This window comes from Alkalinema sp. FACHB-956 (assembly GCF_014697025.1).
In the GTDB taxonomy this organism is placed as follows: domain Bacteria; phylum Cyanobacteriota; class Cyanobacteriia; order Leptolyngbyales; family Leptolyngbyaceae; genus Alkalinema.
On the sequence record NZ_JACJRC010000042.1, the window covers coordinates 1 to 15790 of the forward strand.

Consider the following 15790-nt stretch of genomic DNA (forward strand, 5'->3'; position numbering starts at 1 on the left):
CGTCCAATTCGATCGCTTCGATGACTCTGCGTCGAAAATCTTCACTGTAGGGGCGGGCCATGGTCAGCAGGGGGAATTACTCACTTCCCTTCTAGTCTACGTCCTAAGGTCGCTGGCTTTAGCTATAGAAGTGGAAATACTGTTCTATCCCCTCAAATGCCTCTGATACTGAGTCATAGGATTTGAGCCAAACCTCCTCATACTTAACTGAACGCCACAATCGTTCGACAAAGATGTTGTCATAGGCGCGCGCCTTTCCATCATGACTGGTTTGAATCGCTACTTGCTCCAAGCATTGGATGAAAGCGAGACTCGTAAACTGTGCTCCTTATCGTTCACAAAGTATCACGTTAATCAATCGCGACGCTTCTGCGGTGATTGCCTTTTTCGACTTGCGATCGCACTTGAGATTCATAGATCGCATTGCCACGTTGAGCGAATGCCTCTTTGCTATAGCGGGGTTGTCGAACTGTCATAATCTCGACCTCATCACCCATGTCATTTCCCAATTCTATTTCAGAATCGATTTTCATCAAGATCTCCCAACAGTCCGCTCCAGCCGGGTTGTTAGCATGCGTAGTTATTTACTCAGCACCTCTGGGCTCAGTCTTTGCCAATAGCTTCAAGAATTGTGCTAGCAGCAAGCTTGCCGAGCGCATTTCCGGCAAGGGGGCTATCTCCCGTCAGCATCTTTCGATCCTGATACGTTGCACCAGAGATATCCTTGTTCACGATCTCGATTCCAATTTCCTTCAGCTTTTCACCGAACTTCCACGTGAGATGACCCGGCATATAGCCGATGCTGGGGGTCTGGGCGTCAAGATCATCTGGGAAGGCGCAGATTTTATAGCCAGCAAGAGGCGAATCCTTGCCAACGGCAAGAAAAGCAGCAGGACCATGGCATAAGGAAATTATGAACTTGTCGCTCTCGGCGGCCCATTCCAGGACTGCTTTCATATCCGCGCTTTCGGGCAGACCAATGAGAGCACCATGACCACCGGGGATAAAGACACCTATATAGTCAGAATCACCCCCGAGAGCCTTCTTGACGACATCTGCAAGCTTCAAGGGCTTCTTGAACTGGTCACGATACTTCGCAAACAACTCCATGACCTCCGTATCCTCGATCGGCATCGCCCATAGCTCGAATTTGACCGGGTTACCAGAGAGTGTTGTGATATCGAACGAGAAACCAGCCTTATCAAGATGGTACATCGGCAACAGTGTCTCCACCGGATGGTTGCCAGTAGAGAACATTGTCCCGTTGTCCGTGAGCAGGTAGCGTTCATCGGCTCCGACCACCAGAATCTTCCAGCGACCACCTTTGTAGCGATTTGGATAGTCCGCATCGCTCAGATTCGACTTGGTGGACGTGAACTGACTTAACGAATAGGGAGAAGGGAAGAAAGCGTTATCTTCTGCTGGGTCTCGAACTGGGCGCTTATCTTCTGATCGTGCATCGCTCATAGTTCTCTCTTTAGGCTTTAGGTAATGGGGTGGTGAGGTGGGTGTGCTAACTACATTATTAGATCGATTTTTTCTGCCTGATTCCCCCATAGACCCCAAATGGATAGAAAAATTCTATCTAATTGGAAAATTGGGATATCAGGATGACTAGATTTTTCGTATATTAACCTTTGCCAAATCAAAATACTAGAGATTTCAGCATTTCTTCCACTCTCCTCAGTTGCCTTCGCTGCCTAATATCCAAAAATCCTAATTAGATCGATTTAGATCGATTCTCTAGGAATCAAACACCTCGTTTGAGTAAAAACCTACAGGTGAGGTACCCACAGACTGCTAAACAACCAACGTAACCTGTGGGATACCAATCCTTAAACTGTTAACGCAACCGTTCGCGACTCAATATGCTGATGTATTGCCCATCCGAATGGACAATCTTCATCGGTTGACTCCAATGAATCCGATCTGCGATCCGATGCGCATGGAATTGATTAATCGTATCCTGCACGAACTCCTTGTGACCGATTAAGTGGATCTGTAACCGTTGTTTCTCAGGTTGAACTTCACGATCGCCCCGATCGCTAGAATCTTTCGCCATAATTGAGCTTCTCCTTGGTGTAGTGAATTTCCGCCCTCACCCTAGCCCTCTACCTCCGAGAGAGGGAACTAAACTGCTGATTCCCTTCTCCTGTGGGAAAAGGGCTGGGGCTAAGGGCAATTCTAAGAAGCCCAAAAATTTAGAGCCACCCCGTTTGACATCACAAACAAGAGTGGCTCGATCGAATGTTAAAATTCTCAACAAGCCGCCTTGCTGGTACCTCAGCGAGGGGGAATAGCTACTTGGGGTTGTTGCTGCAATCCCAGGTAGTGGCCTAAATTTTTGGAACCCAGCGACCCCATGCTTCGTACAAACCGTCTCGTGAAAGAAGGATGTCCATGGCGATCGCTATGAGAAACTACCCTACGAAGAAATAGTGGCTCTGTCAATCCGTATTTAAAAAATCTTTTCTGTGTATCATTAAGCACCCGTAGTCCCAACGCATCAGAACGCCCGAACTACCGCGATCGGCCACTCCGATCGGCCAGTAAAATAGAAATTACCCCGGTGCAAGCAAAGGAGATCCCCCATGAGCATTGCCCAACCGAAATCCCTAACCCTAGAGGAATTCCTGCACTATGACGACGGCACCGACACCCGCTACGAACTGGTAGACGGAGTACTTGTTGCAATGGGCGCTGAACATCCGTTAAATCCACTCATCGCGAGTTATCTCTTCTCCCTTTTCCTCAGCCAAGGCATCCCCTATTTCCGCATCGTCATTGGCCACCAAATCGCCACCACCTCCAGCAAAGCCAACGCTCGCCAACCCGACCTGATTATCCATAGCGACGCATCCCAAGCCGCGATTCTGCAAGACGGCAGAATCCTCCCTGCCACCAGTCCTGCCCCGCTCCTCGTCGTTGAAGTCGTCTCCAACAGCCTCAAAGACAAAACCTCCTGGGACAGGGACTACCAAGAAAAACCCATCGAATACGCAGAACGCGGCATCCCGGAATATTGGATCATCGATCCCGATCGCGCCACCGTTCAGATCGGCACCCTCACCGACGGTACTTACCACTTCACCGCCTTCCAAGGGCGCGATCTCATCCAGTCCCCCACCTTCCCCAGCCTCGATCTCACCGCCGAAGCCCTCCTCCGTGCAGGGCGATAAATCGATAGGGTGATGCGATCGGAATCTATCGATCGTCCAGCCTCTCTGCAAGCCTGAAGCGTTAACATACTTCATAAATTACTTCCAGAGAGTATAAGCAGATGACCTTCCTCACCCGCTCAATTCTCCAAACCAGCCTCCTGTTATTGGGCTTCACCCTTCCCCTCAGCCTCCAGATCTCCCTCCCCGGTAGCCGCTCCGCTGCCCTAGCCCAGCCTGCCTCCGACGCCATGCGCGCCGCCACCATCAAAGCCTTCACTACCTATCGCAAAGACAAAGTTGAAATTGAAGGCAATAAGCAAAGAAGCACATCCGAGCAACTGGCTGCCCGACGGGACACCCTCATGCTCATCGATCGCAAGGGCATCGCGCCAGAACTCAAAGAATTTTTTGATCTCTTACTGACGGAATGGGATAAATCGATCGAAGTCTACACCCAGCTTGAAAGAGAAGATCAAAATCTGTCCAATAGCCTTTCCATGCTACCGGGCTCCAACGACTTCTTGACGAATACCTTCGTGCAAACTATGTTCAATCGTCCCATTGCCCAATCTGCAAATAATGCATTTGCCCAGCGATGGCTCCCCAGTCTCTACAGCATTCAAAGCGAATCTACACTGCGACAACTCAAACTACTTAATCAGCTTTCCCAGAAGTATGAATATCCCTTCTTGGATGCTGTATACGGTAGAGTTCCCGCCCAGGATGTCGCTTGCAATTCCCGTGCCACTACCACCACCCTTGATATTCCTGGCAATAGCAACCAAGCGATCGCCAGCGTCCAAGTCTGTAAAGGCGATTACATTTCATTCCTAGCCAAGGGATCGGTGCTGCTGGGTAAATGGGTCGGAGCCTCAGGCCCCGCTGGACAGTCCGACGGCGGAACGATGTATAACAAAGTGTCTGCCTTTCCCTTTGGAGCCTTACTCGTGCAGGTGGGTGAGGGGAAATGGGCCATGGGCGGATATACCAATAGCTTTTTCGCTGAGAATAGCGGAACCATCAATTTCCTGATCAACGACGGTAAAACCTCTGACAACCGAGGTGCGTACCAGGTTGATGTCACGGTGTATCCCAGAACCTCTTTTATGGGGCGATAGTGTCGATAGTTATGGGGCGATAGTCTCGCCAAACGCTACGGGATTGACAAACCTGCGATCGCCCTAAATTCCTCGGCCAGTCATGCTGCTACACGGTCATGCTGCTGCTACACAGCCATGATTAAGCCTGATGAAGGAGGCGTTAGGGCGATCGAACCTGCGATCGAACATTCAGGCCAATACTGCCCAGTTCCCCGGATTCCGAAAAATTGGGGGAGCGCACATTGTCGATCGACTATGAGCTACCTCATAGAACGATCGGAGCGAATTTGACACACTACCCAGAGAACCTAACTTTCGCTCAGTTACACAGAGGCACGGCTGAATGACGTTACAAATCGAGTTATTGGAATCTAGTTTTGCGCAAGTTCAAGCCCAGGAAGCAGAATTTACTACTCACTTTTACGGGACGCTGTTTGCCGATTATCCAGAGGTGCAGCCCCTCTTTGCCCATACGGCCATGCCAGAACAGGCCAAAAAGTTGTTTAAGTCCTTGGTGTTTCTGGTGAAGAGTCTGCGGGAGCCAGAGGCGTTGACCCAGGGGTTACAGGGGTTGGGCAGTCGTCATGTTCAGTATGGCGTATTGCCGGAGCATTACCCGATGGTGGGTAGTGCGTTGCTTACGGCGTTTGCGATCTGTTTGGCGGAAGGTTGGACGCCTGCCGTGGAACAGGCTTGGCGGGAGGCCTATGCAACGGTGACGGAAGTGATGCTCAGCGGTACGGAGTATCCTGAAACGATTCTCACCCCTTGCGGTGGTCGTTCCTAAATCCGGTTAATCCAATTCCATGGCGGCGAAGTAATCCTGTAGCGTTTTGTGCATGAAGCGGTAACGCCCACCGATGCGTTGCAGGAGGAGCCGATCTGTATAGTAGTTTAATAACAGGTCATAGCGGGGTGGGGCATAGCCATGGTGCCAAAGCACAAGACGGAGTGCTAGGTGTTGTGTCAGAGCTAGTCCCACCACCGTTGATGTCACCGTACCCGTACACCAATTTTTTCATCCCAGTGCAGGGGCTTGGCAGCTTTGGCCAGAGGTGCTTCAGGCAGTTGGCCTATCGATACTCCATAGCGCCAGTTGGGTGGGCAGATAGCAATGTAGCGGGCATAGCCACCTAACCCTCCCTGAAATTTGGGATACCCGATCGTCACCAAGGCACCAGTTTCAGGCACTCGATCGAGGTTGGCTACTCCTTCAGCCTGGGTATAGCCATTTCTGAGTAACCAAGCTTCTCCTTCCAGCGTTGGCGTACTATCTGTATCGAGTGGCTCGTGGCCATGGAACAGAATTTTACGTTCTAGATGCAAGAATTGTAATGCTGCTAGGGATACCCCTGGAAATTGAGTCAGGGTAGCTAATTTGGGATTGGGCCATGCTTTTGACCAATCGGAACGGACAAACACGACTGCTCCTTCGGGAATTTTGCCATGGTGCCGCTCCCAATTGAGAATATCCTGAACTTGCAGTGCATAGTTTGAATCTTTGGCAACTTTGTCCTGCATGGGAATTACGACTAACGGTCGGATGGCAAAGGTAGGGGGTAATTCATCAATGGCGGGATAGTCAGGGTTCCAATGGGCGGGGGGATCAAGTTGAGTTCCTAGTTGATCGGTGGGTAGATTGTAGTGGGTTGCTTCAAATCCGTCCTTGGTATAGGTGTAGGCTTTGCCAGTTTTGGGAGCTGTTGTAGGGGAAAATTTAGGTTGCCCAAATCCAGCCCAAACGGGGATAGTGGGTGTAATCGTATGGGTGAGGTCTACGTATTTCGCTGATTTGAGGGATTTTTGATAGACCTGCCAGAGTGGCGGACGAGGGCTGGGTTGAGCAATCGCAATTGAGCAAGCAATGATTGCACCAACGATAATGATAAAACTTAGAAATCTGAATATTTTCATGGCTGTTTCTGGCTCAATTGTCTGTTATCAATCAGCGATTCAATCACTGGGTGTCCAGGAAATCACTGGGTATCCAATAGCTGGGTCGAATTGTGAAATTAACTGAGTCATGCTGCAATACCAGAAGCGTTGGTTAATTTTTGCAGTTTACTTGACCTACTCCTTGACCGAGCGAGTTCGCTAGAAAAACTTAAGCGTTACACTCGATCGTTCCATTGGAATCCTGCCTAACGCAACACACCGATTCAAGCGCCAAGACAAGCCTTTACAACAAGACAAGCCTTTACAATCAGAAAGGCAATTTGTTGGGAGTTGAAATCGCAATGCTCACCATTACTGGCAAAACAAAACTACTGGGCATTATTGGCGATCCGATCGAGCATTCGCTGTCCCCCGTCATGCAAAATGCAGCCCTCGCCGAAATGGGCCTCGATTGGGTGTACCTGCCGTTCCCCGTGCAAGGCAAAAACTTGACCGACGCGATCGCGGGGTTTTCCGCCGTTGGTCTCCAGGGGTTTAACGTCACCATTCCCCACAAACAAGCCATCATCTTTCACCTCACCGAAGTCTCCCCCCTGGCCCGTGCCGTGGGAGCAGTCAACACTGTCTGGCGCAGCGAAGCAGGCTGGTGCGGCACCAATACTGATGTCGCCGGATTTCTGGCCCCCTTGCAATCCCTCGATCGGGATTGGAGTAGCGTCAATGTCCTATGTTTAGGCAACGGGGGAGCCGCTCGCGCAGTTGTGGCAGGCTGTACTCAACTGGGGTGCAAAACCATCCAAGTCGTGGGACGCAACCCCGACAAACTACAACACTTTCAAGACAGTTGGCAGGGATCTCCCTTCGCCGAGTCTCTCGCTGTACATCCCTGGGAAGCGCTGCCGGACTTGCTTCCCACCGCTGGCTTAATTGTCAACACGACCCCGATCGGCATGCATCCCCAGGTTGACCAATCGCCCCTCACGATCGCCGAAGCGAACTTAATCTCCAGCCAAGCCATCGCCTACGACCTGATTTACATTCCCAACCCGACCCAATTTCTGCGCCAAGCCCACGATCGGGGAGCCCTCGCGATCGACGGCCTAGAAATGCTGGTACAACAGGGAGCCGCCGCCCTCAAAATTTGGACGCAGCAAGCCCAGGTTCCGGTGGACACCATGCGCCACGCTCTGCAAAAGCACCTCGGCCTGATTTAGCCTACCTCCCTCAAGTCCCGCATCCTAATGCCCGCATCCTAGTGCCCACATCCTAGTAATAGCCTGCCTTTGGGCGATCGCTGCGGGATGTAGCCCAACGCCTGAAAGCACAAATTGATGGACTTCTTGGGAAAACGGGCACATTTTCTCAAGAAATGCAACAATAGGATTTATCGTGTTTGCTGAACTACATGTCTTTTGATCCAGACAGTGCAAATTATTTAAGAATCGATAGTGAAATGATGGATGCCAATGCCCTGCTGCGGTATTTGCAACATCAGCCACCGGAGGTTTTGGAGCGGGTTGCCCGTTCCGTCAGTCCCCAGGTCAAACAAATTATTTCCCATAACGTCCAGGGTCTATTGGGCGTATTGCCATCGGAGGGCTTTCAGGTAAAAGTCACCACCGATCGAGAAAATTTGGCGGGACTGCTTGCATCGGCCATGCTGACCGGATATTTCCTCCGGCAGATGGAACAGCGCATGGAACTCGAAGACCAAATTTTCGATTCCTCAATGCGGTCTTCGGATTTAGACTAAGCCTCTGACTAAGCGCCAGACCAAGGGACTGGCTAAGCAGCTCACCTGGCTAAGCATCTGACTAAGCGACTGACTAAGCGACTGAAAATTTACCAACTGACATGAAACACGACGATCGGGGAGACAACATTGCCTCCCCGATCGAAGTTTTTATTTACCTGCCTTAATTCAATGCGCTGCCGTTGGGACAGCATCAGGGGTTACAACACCACAGGCTATAACACCAGGCTACAGCACCTTGGCTCGCATCAAGGCAACGGGTAGGGCGAGCAACTTCCGCCCTGTAGAGACATAGGCCCGCTTACTGAAGACATCGTACTGGTTTCGTTCGATTTCTCCGAGGATCCAGCTATAGGTCATGGACGCTGCCCACACCGGCCACCGCGCATCCACGCTGAGGAACGTGATCCCCCGATCGGCCTCTTCAAAAAATTGCTTAGCCCGCTGAATCTGGAACTTCATCAAAGCCCGCCAGCGATCGTCCAGCACCCCGTTCAACAAGTCTTTTTCGGTGTAGTTAAAGCGATGCAGATCCTCCAACGGCAGATAAATCCGTCCCCGCCGAGCATCCTCCCCCACATCCCGCAGAATATTGGTGAGCTGGTTGGCAATCCCCAAGGCCACCGCTTCTTTAATCGGTAAGTAAGGCGGATGATGGCAGTTCCAAGGAGCTGTCCGGGCTGACTCATCGACCCCCATGATGGTGGTAGACATGAGTCCCACGGTACCCGCTACCCGGTAGCAGTACAGCTCCAACTCCTCAAAGGTCTCATAGCGGTTGCGATAGAGATCCATCCGTTGCCCTTCGATCATGTCGCGGAAGGGTTGGATATCCAAATCGTAGTGCTCCAGAGTATCGACCAGCGCTACATCGAAATCATCATGGGGATGCCCCGTGAATAGATCTTCGAGGCGCTCTTCCCAGGCGTCTAGGGTTTCGTGGGTCGTATTTTTAGCGTCCGCCCCATCCACCAGTTCGTCTGTGCGCCGACACCAGACATAAATTGCCCAAATTGCCCGACGTTTCTCTGGAGGCATGAGCAAGGTCGAGAGATAGAAACTTTTCGCAAAGTCCGCTGTCACCTGACGACAGGACTCGTAGGCAGTTTCGACCGAAGCCAGGGACTTTTTCACACGCGGAGACTCAGGCAATTGCAGCATTCTAGTGCAGATGCGAAGGTTGGCAAAGGATGTTCTTAACCAGCAGTCGCCAGGGCACGGGGTGCTCCAGCCGTGGAATTAGCGGGGTGCGCTTTGGCGATCGCCTGCGCTGATAGCTTACCAGAAAGCACAGCACCTTCCATACTGCCAAGATAACGCTGCATTGTGTAACTACCTGCGAGATAAAAATTGTGAATGGGTGTCACCTGATCCGGTCTATAGGCTTGGCGACCCGGAGAGGCCGTGTAAACCGATCGCGGGGTTTTCACCACTTTATACTTACGAAGCTTAGCAGGATTCTCGCCCTTCAAATGCTGAGGGAACAGCTTTTCCAGTTCCTGCAGGGTGGCAGCAATAATTTCTTCGTCGGATTTATCAATCCAGTCCTTGGCAGGGGCTAGCACCAGTTCCAGCATGGATTTATCTGGATCCTCGTACTCCTTACAGGTGATGCTCATGTCGGCATAGACGCTTAGCAAGTCCGATCGGGAGAAGAGCAAGTGATCGATGTCCGTCAATTTGCGATCGAACCAGAGGTGCAGGTTGATCACAGGCACGCCCTCTAAACCCTCTAATTTCTGGAAGAAGGGCATCTGCTTCCAAGCGCTAGGCATTAAGACCTTCATCACGTCTACAGAGAGGGCAGAGACGTAAAGGTCAGCTTCGACGATCTCATCGGGTTGGCCATTCAGCCCGCGCATGACCCAATGCTTCACGGAACCATCGTCGTTGAGGACAATTTCCTTCAGTGGTTTTTCTAAGTGAACTTCGCCACCGCGTTCGGTGAAGTAGTCCACGATCGGTTGACAGAGCCGCTCGGTGGGGGAACCGTCGAGGAAGGCAATCTTGGAGCCGTAGCGTTCCCGCAGGAAGCGGTTAATCGCTGTTAGCGGAATCGTGGCGGAGACATCTTCGGGGTTGATGAACGTCAAGGCTTTGGACGCTGCGATAAACACATCGGAATTGACCCGATCGTCTACACCTTGCTTGCGCAGCCATTCCAAGAGGCTGTACTTGTCCATGTCTTCCACGTACTTCTGGCCGAAGGCAACCCCTGGCCATAACCCAACGGCAAAGCGGAACTTTTGCTCCCAGGACAACATGTCGTTGTTATTCACGATCGACATGATGACGTTGAAGGGAGCCGGGATATCCGGCACTTTGAAGTAGGAGTAGGTGCCCGGTTTTTCCGGTTGGTTAAAAATCAGTGCGTGTTCTTTCCATTGCAGCCGATCGGAGATCCCTAATTCCTGCAACAGTTGCAGCATGTTGGGATAGGCTCCAAAAAAGGCGTGCAGCCCGGTTTCATACCAATCGCCATCCTCATCCTTCCAGGCAGCTACCAAGCCCCCCAGAACATCTCGGCTTTCATAAACGATCGGCTGATGGCCTGCATCAACCAGATATTTGGCACAAGCAAGCCCTGCTAGGCCGGCTCCGGCGATCGCAACACGCATGAAGACCCTTCCGCGAACTTAAACAACAAACGCTAGCGACAAGTGCTAACAACAGACAAGCTCTAACCTAAAACGTTAACAGCTAAAGGGCTTTCCCTCGAACGTTAACCCCTGACGCTAGTCTTCAAGACTAACTAGTTGCTTACTAGTTGCTCACTAGTTACTCGATCCTAGTTACCCAATATCTAAAGACAATCTAATGTCTGAGGATATTTGTCTGATTATACGTTACAAGCCGTTACATTCTGGGACGCTCCAAAGAGAGAATCTCCAGAATTCGATCGAAAAAAATGCCCCCATCTCAGTAGTTGGAGACATTGGCATGGTTGAGAACCTGTTTGAGTCGGTGTAATTGGCCTAGTTTTGAGGGAGAGGGATTGCGCGATAGACGCCATACACTCCAGCAGAGCGAGGGCTGGGTCAGGCGACTAGGCAACAGAATCGCTAGGCTGTAAGGCTCGGCTCAATTGCCGATAACGCAGCCAGAGGGTATTCCCAATGCCAGCAATTAGGATCCATTGAACAATTAAGGCAATCACCCCAATGCCTGTTGCTAAGGTGCGATCGGTGCCTAAATCGGGGCCTAAGATGGTCCAAAACCCTGGGGAAAATAACATTAAAAACTTAGCCAAAAGGCTGTCACTATTGCCAATGACTAGAATAAACGCCGCTAGGGGTGGAAAAAGCACCGCAAATGACAGACTCCCCACCGCCCAAATCGTACGCTTCGGCGTTTGCAGCAGCAGCATCCACTGCACAATCAACCCATAGAGCAACACCAGCGAGGCTCCGATCCCGAGCCCTAAGATGGCTCGGAATTGATCGGCGTTCTCCACAAAGGACAACGGCAACAGTAAAGTAACGGTTACCAGTAGCAAGTTAATTGCGATCGGCAGAATACCAGGACTTTTCTCGCCCCAGATCAAATCCGAGAGGGCCGCTTTACGCCAGGGAGACGGCCATTTTCCGGTTTGCTCTCGATGGTGCAGGGCAACGGCTTTGCGAGACTGAAGCCAGTCCAAGGCCATTTGACGCGGGATCGAGAGGCTGAGTACCAGAGGCAAAAAGGCAATGGTCATGGCACTACTCAACAGGCTCACAATCCCCAGCCAATAATCCTGGGAAAGCTTATCCGTCACGTAGTCGGATTGCATGGCAAAGCCCACCATCAGCACTGTACCGTAGCCGACGATGCCATAGCTTTGGCGTTTGCTGATCAACGTAGTTTTGGGATTGCGGAAACTGCGCTGCAAAATCTTCCAAAGCAGAAAAGTAATGATGGCCAAATTGCTGAGGGTAAACAGATGGGCTAGGAAGGGATTGCGGTTAATCGGCATCGTAAACCAGTCCACCCGACTGGCTGGCCCATTACTCCAAGTCGTGAGGAACTGCGGAAAAAAGTTCCAGACGGTGATGCTGTTCCAAGTCCATAGGCTCGGAATGATGACCAACCCTGCTAAGGCCAACCCTGCCAAGGCATTGCCCGAAACCCAAGCCATGGGCATATTTTGGCCCCCGCGTCCGGTAAAGCCAATAAAGAGCGCAGCGGTAAATAACACCGCCCCCGTCAGCCCAAAGACCGCATAGTAGCTAATTAAAAAGCCCAAACCATTGGGTACCTGCAAGGCAACGTAGGCATGGAGGGGAAAGGCAACCAGGAGGGCGGTGTAGGGCAAGGATGGCACGCCCAGCAGTTTGCCGAGCAGGATATTCTGGCTCGATCGGGGGCTGAGGCGTAGGACGTTTAAGGTTCCTTTCTGCTGCTCTTGGTTGATGTCCGTAATCAGCCCATAGATTCCCGGTAGAAAAATCACAAAGGGCATGAGCCAATTGAGATCCCGAAACATACTCAACCACCATCCCCCCCAATCAATCAGACAGTTGGGACTGTAGCCATTGAGGCAAAAGACACTATAGGAACGATCGGGGCCAGGTAAACGATTGATATAGGAGGTCGCAAACAGGACTTCGCCTAAAACCACGAGCCCTAGGGTGACGAGGAAACTACGAACCTGAAGCCGACCCCGCCATTCCCGGAGTAGCTGGGGATTGCGATCTCCAATTTGATTGAGCCAAGCAGGATAGATCATGTCAATCTGCAATTGATGTTTTGTGAAAATTCAGAAGTCGCTGACTGAGGTGGGTGCAATGATGATGGCGACTTGTCATGGCGACTTGTCATGGCGACTTGTCATGGCGACTTGTCGTCGATCGCGCCACACTATGCAGCCAGTAAACGGCAGCGAATCTAGGAAGTCCGTTGGTAATCCATCTTGAGGAAGATCGACTCTAGATTTTCCTGGGTGGTGTAAAACTCTGTGACTGCGATGTCAGCGTTCAAAATGGCGCGTAGCAGCGCAGCCCGATCGGTTTCATTGCCTGCAAACGTCAATTTCAGCGTGCGATCGTTGGCAAGTTCGATCCCGGTCACTTCTGGCCGATCGCTGAGGTACCGTTGCAGCTTCTCCAAGTCATCCACCACGGAAATCAAGACGTGCTGGCTACTCAGTCGTTCATATAGGTCAGACAGGACCGAGCTTTCCACTAAGCGACCCTGTTCCATGATGCCGATCGCGGTACAGAAGTCCTCCAAATCGCTCAGGATGTGGGAGGAAATCAAAATCGTCATCCCAGAGGCTTGTAGTTGTTTGATAATGCGACGAAACTGCGATCGGGCTAAAGGATCCAACCCCGAAACCGGCTCGTCTAATAACAAAAGAGACGGTTTGTGCAAAATGGCTTGGGCTAAACTCAGTCGCTGCCGCATTCCTCGGGAGAGCGTCCCGATCACACTCTGCTGCTTGCTTTCTAATTCCACCAACGCTAGAACTTCTTGGATCCTTTGGGCGCGATGGGGTTCCGTGAGGTATTGCAAACGTCCCACGTAATCTAAATAGAACCAAACGGTCAGATCTTCATAGAGGGGAAAATCATCGGGCAAAAATCCGATGCGGCGCTTGAGTTCTGGCAAATGTTCCCCATAGCGCAGGGGTGCGCCCTCCAGAAAAATTTCTCCCGTCGTTGGTTCATCCACCAGCGCCAATAATCGCAGCAAGGTCGTCTTGCCCGCGCCATTAGGGCCGATTAAACCATAGACATCCCCTTGCCGCAGTTCCAAGTTGACGCGATCGAGCGCAAGTTTGCGATCGAATTGCTTAGTCAGAGAACGGGTGATCAACAACATGAATTCCCGGCTTGCAAAAAACTAGCTCCATTGTGGCCAAGGGGTTTAGCAAGTGTCGAGAAAAGCAATAAACCTAATAACTCTGGATAACTCTGGATAATTCTGGCGGTAGTACTAACTACCAGGAGCTAACTACCAGGAGGAACTCCTAGCCAACGCCAACTAAGGCACTAGCTTTCAATACCCCAACTCTTTGGGATACCAACCAGCCATCAATGCCAATGACCGGGCTAGAACTAATATTTCAATAGATGTCCTTCAACTAGAAGGGCGAACGAGGGGACTCGAACCCCCGAGTGGCGGAACCACAATCCGCTGCCTTAACCACTTGGCTACGCTCGCCATGCGCGTATACAAATATAGCGACTTTTTTAAAAAATGGGAATAGGTTTCCAAAATTTTTTGTCAGTGATGGTGAACAGACCCACCCAATGGGGGCGCTAACCACTTTGAGATCTGCCCCCGTTGCTCAGTGGAGGCAGCCATTAACCGCTACCCTAGAAAGCGTTAACGTTGGATCATCTGCATCATTGGCATGAAAGCTGGGCAATGGATTACAGGCGTTTCCGTACTTGTGGGGCTGGGAATTGGAGCCTTGATGGTGGCTACCAATCCTGAGCCGAGTTCTTTTGAAGCCTTTGCGATCGATCAAATGAAATCGGAACTGTGCCCCCAGGTGCCTCTGGGGCTTGCCAAGCAATGTCCACGGCTGGTGGAAGAAAATCAGGAACAGGTCAAAGCCTTCATTCGGGGCAATACCCAGCGTCAGAATTACTGGTTCTTTAGCGCTTACCAAACCCAGCTATCTCTACGATCGGTGGTGCCCAACGAAATGTCGCCGTTATTGTCAGCTTTGCCCATTCCCACGGGTTATGACCTAGAAACGATCGGGGTTCTCGGTCAGTTCTATGTCTATCGCACGGAATCGAAACGGTTTTAAGGGATCCGAAGGTGTTACCAGGCCCAGTCCGCCAAACGGGTTTCTGCCCTCCGCGATTGATCCTGCGGTAACAGTGTTCTCGGGCGAGCTAGGGCAAATCCTTGGGCCAAGTCCACCTCAATTTCCTGGCAAAATTGCAGATCCTCGCGCTGCTCGATTCCCTCGGCCAAAATTTGAATCCCCATATCATGGGCCGCTCGCACCATGCTTTTCAGCAAGACTTGTTTGACGGGGTGACGACTGCAACCATCCACCATGGCCCGATCTAGTTTGAGAATGTCGGGGTGAAATTCTAAACAGTAGTGATTGAGCGCCACATCACTCCCCAGATCATCGATCGCGAGTTGACAGCCCCAGTCTCGAATCCGCTGAATGGCCTGAGCCACCTGGCTTTTGGTTCGGACTGCCTCAATTTCCGTCAGTTCAAACACAATTTGTTGCGGCTGAATCCCCAGATTCATGACTTGTTGTAGGTGCTGTTCCAGGATGGCTGGATTTGCGGCGATCGCATTAGGGACTGCATTAATAAAAAACTGCTGTGCTTGCAAATCAACAGATTCCTGCAGCAATAAAGCCAGAGATTGCAAGCACACCTCCCGCGCCAAGTGATCAAACTCATGGGTTAACTGCGTTGCTTTAGCCGCATCAATTAATTGCTGTCCACTGAGTTCCTGGCCATCGTCCATCATTCCCCGCGCGAGGCATTCATAGGCTACAACTTGTCCTGAATCGAGCCGAAAAATCGGTTGATAGTGAAAAAATAATCGCTGTTGCGATAGTAAAGAAACAAACCAGCTATGACGGACTAAGCGGGTGAGGTCGCTGAGAGATTGGGCTTTCAAAAATTCTGAGAAAAATTGGGGGGATTCCGGTGAGAGTGCCGTAATCATCCCACGGGAAGACTGCTGTCCCGTTTCCGTCACCAGATGGCTGAGCTGCCGTAAAGCAGCAACCATCTGCCCAGATAAAATCTCACGTTGCCATAACTGCGGCACTGAAGGAATGGGTCGGTACCCGAGGCTGGTAAGACATTGCTCAACCGAGGGATCACTAGGCTGAATCACCATCTTCAGGTATGCGTGATTCAACCCTAGTCTCAAAGTCGATGAAGGGCATTGCATAGACAGACAACTGAACT

At 51.2% G+C, this 15790-nt stretch carries 16 protein-coding genes, 1 tRNA gene and 1 pseudogene; 6 read left to right on the forward strand and 12 right to left on the reverse strand.

Annotation, left to right across the window (positions count from 1 at the left end; all coding sequences use genetic code 11):
- Positions 1–121 precede the first annotated feature (121 nt).
- The 4 genes and pseudogenes from H6G21_RS23765 to H6G21_RS23780 form a co-directional block, all read right to left on the reverse strand.
- Positions 122–277: pseudogene (locus H6G21_RS23765) on the reverse strand (integrase core domain-containing protein); the annotation flags it as partial.
- Between the two features lie 73 nt (positions 278–350).
- Positions 351–533, reverse strand: a complete 183-nt coding sequence (locus tag H6G21_RS23770; RefSeq protein ID WP_190576867.1) for a hypothetical protein — start codon at positions 531–533, stop codon at positions 351–353.
- 70 nt (positions 534–603) lie between these two features.
- Positions 604–1467, reverse strand: coding sequence for a glyoxalase III HchA (gene hchA / locus H6G21_RS23775; RefSeq protein ID WP_190576797.1), 864 nt, complete (start codon positions 1465–1467; stop codon positions 604–606).
- A gap of 376 nt (positions 1468–1843) precedes the next feature.
- Entirely contained in the window at positions 1844–2062 is a 219-nt protein-coding gene (locus tag H6G21_RS23780) for a hypothetical protein (protein WP_190576799.1), read from the reverse strand.
- 529 nt (positions 2063–2591) lie between these two features.
- On the opposite strand from H6G21_RS23780, the gene H6G21_RS23785 reads away from it, so the two are divergent.
- The 3 genes from H6G21_RS23785 to H6G21_RS23795 all read left to right on the forward strand — a co-directional run bounded on the left by H6G21_RS23785 (position 2592) and on the right by H6G21_RS23795 (position 5048).
- Positions 2592–3179, forward strand: coding sequence for a Uma2 family endonuclease (locus H6G21_RS23785; RefSeq protein ID WP_190576801.1), 588 nt, complete (start codon positions 2592–2594; stop codon positions 3177–3179).
- A gap of 101 nt (positions 3180–3280) precedes the next feature.
- The gene (locus H6G21_RS23790; protein ID WP_190576803.1) at positions 3281–4279 is read left to right on the forward strand and encodes a hypothetical protein; all 999 of its coding nucleotides are present in this window, start codon (positions 3281–3283) and stop codon (positions 4277–4279) included.
- A 325-nt stretch (positions 4280–4604) separates the two neighbouring features.
- Positions 4605–5048, forward strand: a complete 444-nt coding sequence (locus H6G21_RS23795) for a globin family protein (RefSeq protein WP_190576805.1) — start codon at positions 4605–4607, stop codon at positions 5046–5048.
- Positions 5049–5054: 6 nt separating this feature from the next.
- On the opposite strand, the gene H6G21_RS23800 is transcribed toward H6G21_RS23795, so the two are convergent.
- Both H6G21_RS23800 and H6G21_RS23805 read right to left on the reverse strand, forming a co-directional pair.
- Entirely contained in the window at positions 5055–5258 is a 204-nt protein-coding gene (locus H6G21_RS23800; protein ID WP_190576807.1) for a hypothetical protein, read from the reverse strand.
- On the reverse strand, positions 5255–6175 hold the full coding sequence (locus H6G21_RS23805; protein ID WP_190576809.1) for a cyclase family protein: 921 nt from the start codon (positions 6173–6175) through the stop codon (positions 5255–5257). The genes H6G21_RS23800 and H6G21_RS23805 overlap by 4 nt, the downstream gene beginning before the upstream one ends.
- 323 nt (positions 6176–6498) lie before the next feature.
- Here H6G21_RS23805 and H6G21_RS23810 point away from each other — a divergent pair, with 323 nt between their 5' ends.
- Both H6G21_RS23810 and H6G21_RS23815 read left to right on the forward strand, forming a co-directional pair.
- On the forward strand, positions 6499–7371 hold the full coding sequence (locus tag H6G21_RS23810; protein WP_190576810.1) for a shikimate dehydrogenase: 873 nt from the start codon (positions 6499–6501) through the stop codon (positions 7369–7371).
- Between the two features lie 191 nt (positions 7372–7562).
- Positions 7563–7910, forward strand: coding sequence for a DUF760 domain-containing protein (locus H6G21_RS23815; protein ID WP_190576812.1), 348 nt, complete (start codon positions 7563–7565; stop codon positions 7908–7910).
- Between the two features lie 228 nt (positions 7911–8138).
- Here H6G21_RS23815 and crtB read toward each other — a convergent pair whose 3' ends face one another.
- The 5 genes from crtB to H6G21_RS23840 form a co-directional block, all read right to left on the reverse strand.
- A complete protein-coding gene (gene crtB, locus H6G21_RS23820; RefSeq protein WP_190576813.1) occupies positions 8139–9071 on the reverse strand; it encodes a 15-cis-phytoene synthase CrtB in 933 nt (310 codons plus the stop codon).
- 35 nt (positions 9072–9106) lie between these two features.
- Positions 9107–10528 carry a 15-cis-phytoene desaturase gene (gene pds, locus H6G21_RS23825; protein WP_190576815.1) on the reverse strand — a complete coding sequence of 474 codons (1422 nt, stop codon included), beginning with the start codon at positions 10526–10528 and terminating at the stop codon, positions 9107–9109.
- A gap of 428 nt (positions 10529–10956) precedes the next feature.
- The gene (locus H6G21_RS23830; RefSeq protein WP_190576817.1) at positions 10957–12618 is read right to left on the reverse strand and encodes a hypothetical protein; all 1662 of its coding nucleotides are present in this window, start codon (positions 12616–12618) and stop codon (positions 10957–10959) included.
- Between the two features lie 158 nt (positions 12619–12776).
- Positions 12777–13712, reverse strand: coding sequence for an ABC transporter ATP-binding protein (locus H6G21_RS23835; RefSeq protein WP_190576819.1), 936 nt, complete (start codon positions 13710–13712; stop codon positions 12777–12779).
- 269 nt (positions 13713–13981) lie between these two features.
- Positions 13982–14054: transfer RNA gene (locus H6G21_RS23840), tRNA-His, on the reverse strand.
- A gap of 193 nt (positions 14055–14247) precedes the next feature.
- Between H6G21_RS23840 and H6G21_RS23845 the strand changes: the two genes are divergently transcribed.
- The gene (locus tag H6G21_RS23845) at positions 14248–14652 is read left to right on the forward strand and encodes a DUF4359 domain-containing protein (protein ID WP_190576821.1); all 405 of its coding nucleotides are present in this window, start codon (positions 14248–14250) and stop codon (positions 14650–14652) included.
- A 14-nt stretch (positions 14653–14666) separates the two neighbouring features.
- On the opposite strand, the gene H6G21_RS23850 is transcribed toward H6G21_RS23845, so the two are convergent.
- Positions 14667–15719, reverse strand: coding sequence for an EAL domain-containing protein (locus H6G21_RS23850; RefSeq protein WP_190576823.1), 1053 nt, complete (start codon positions 15717–15719; stop codon positions 14667–14669).
- Positions 15720–15790 lie beyond the last annotated feature (71 nt).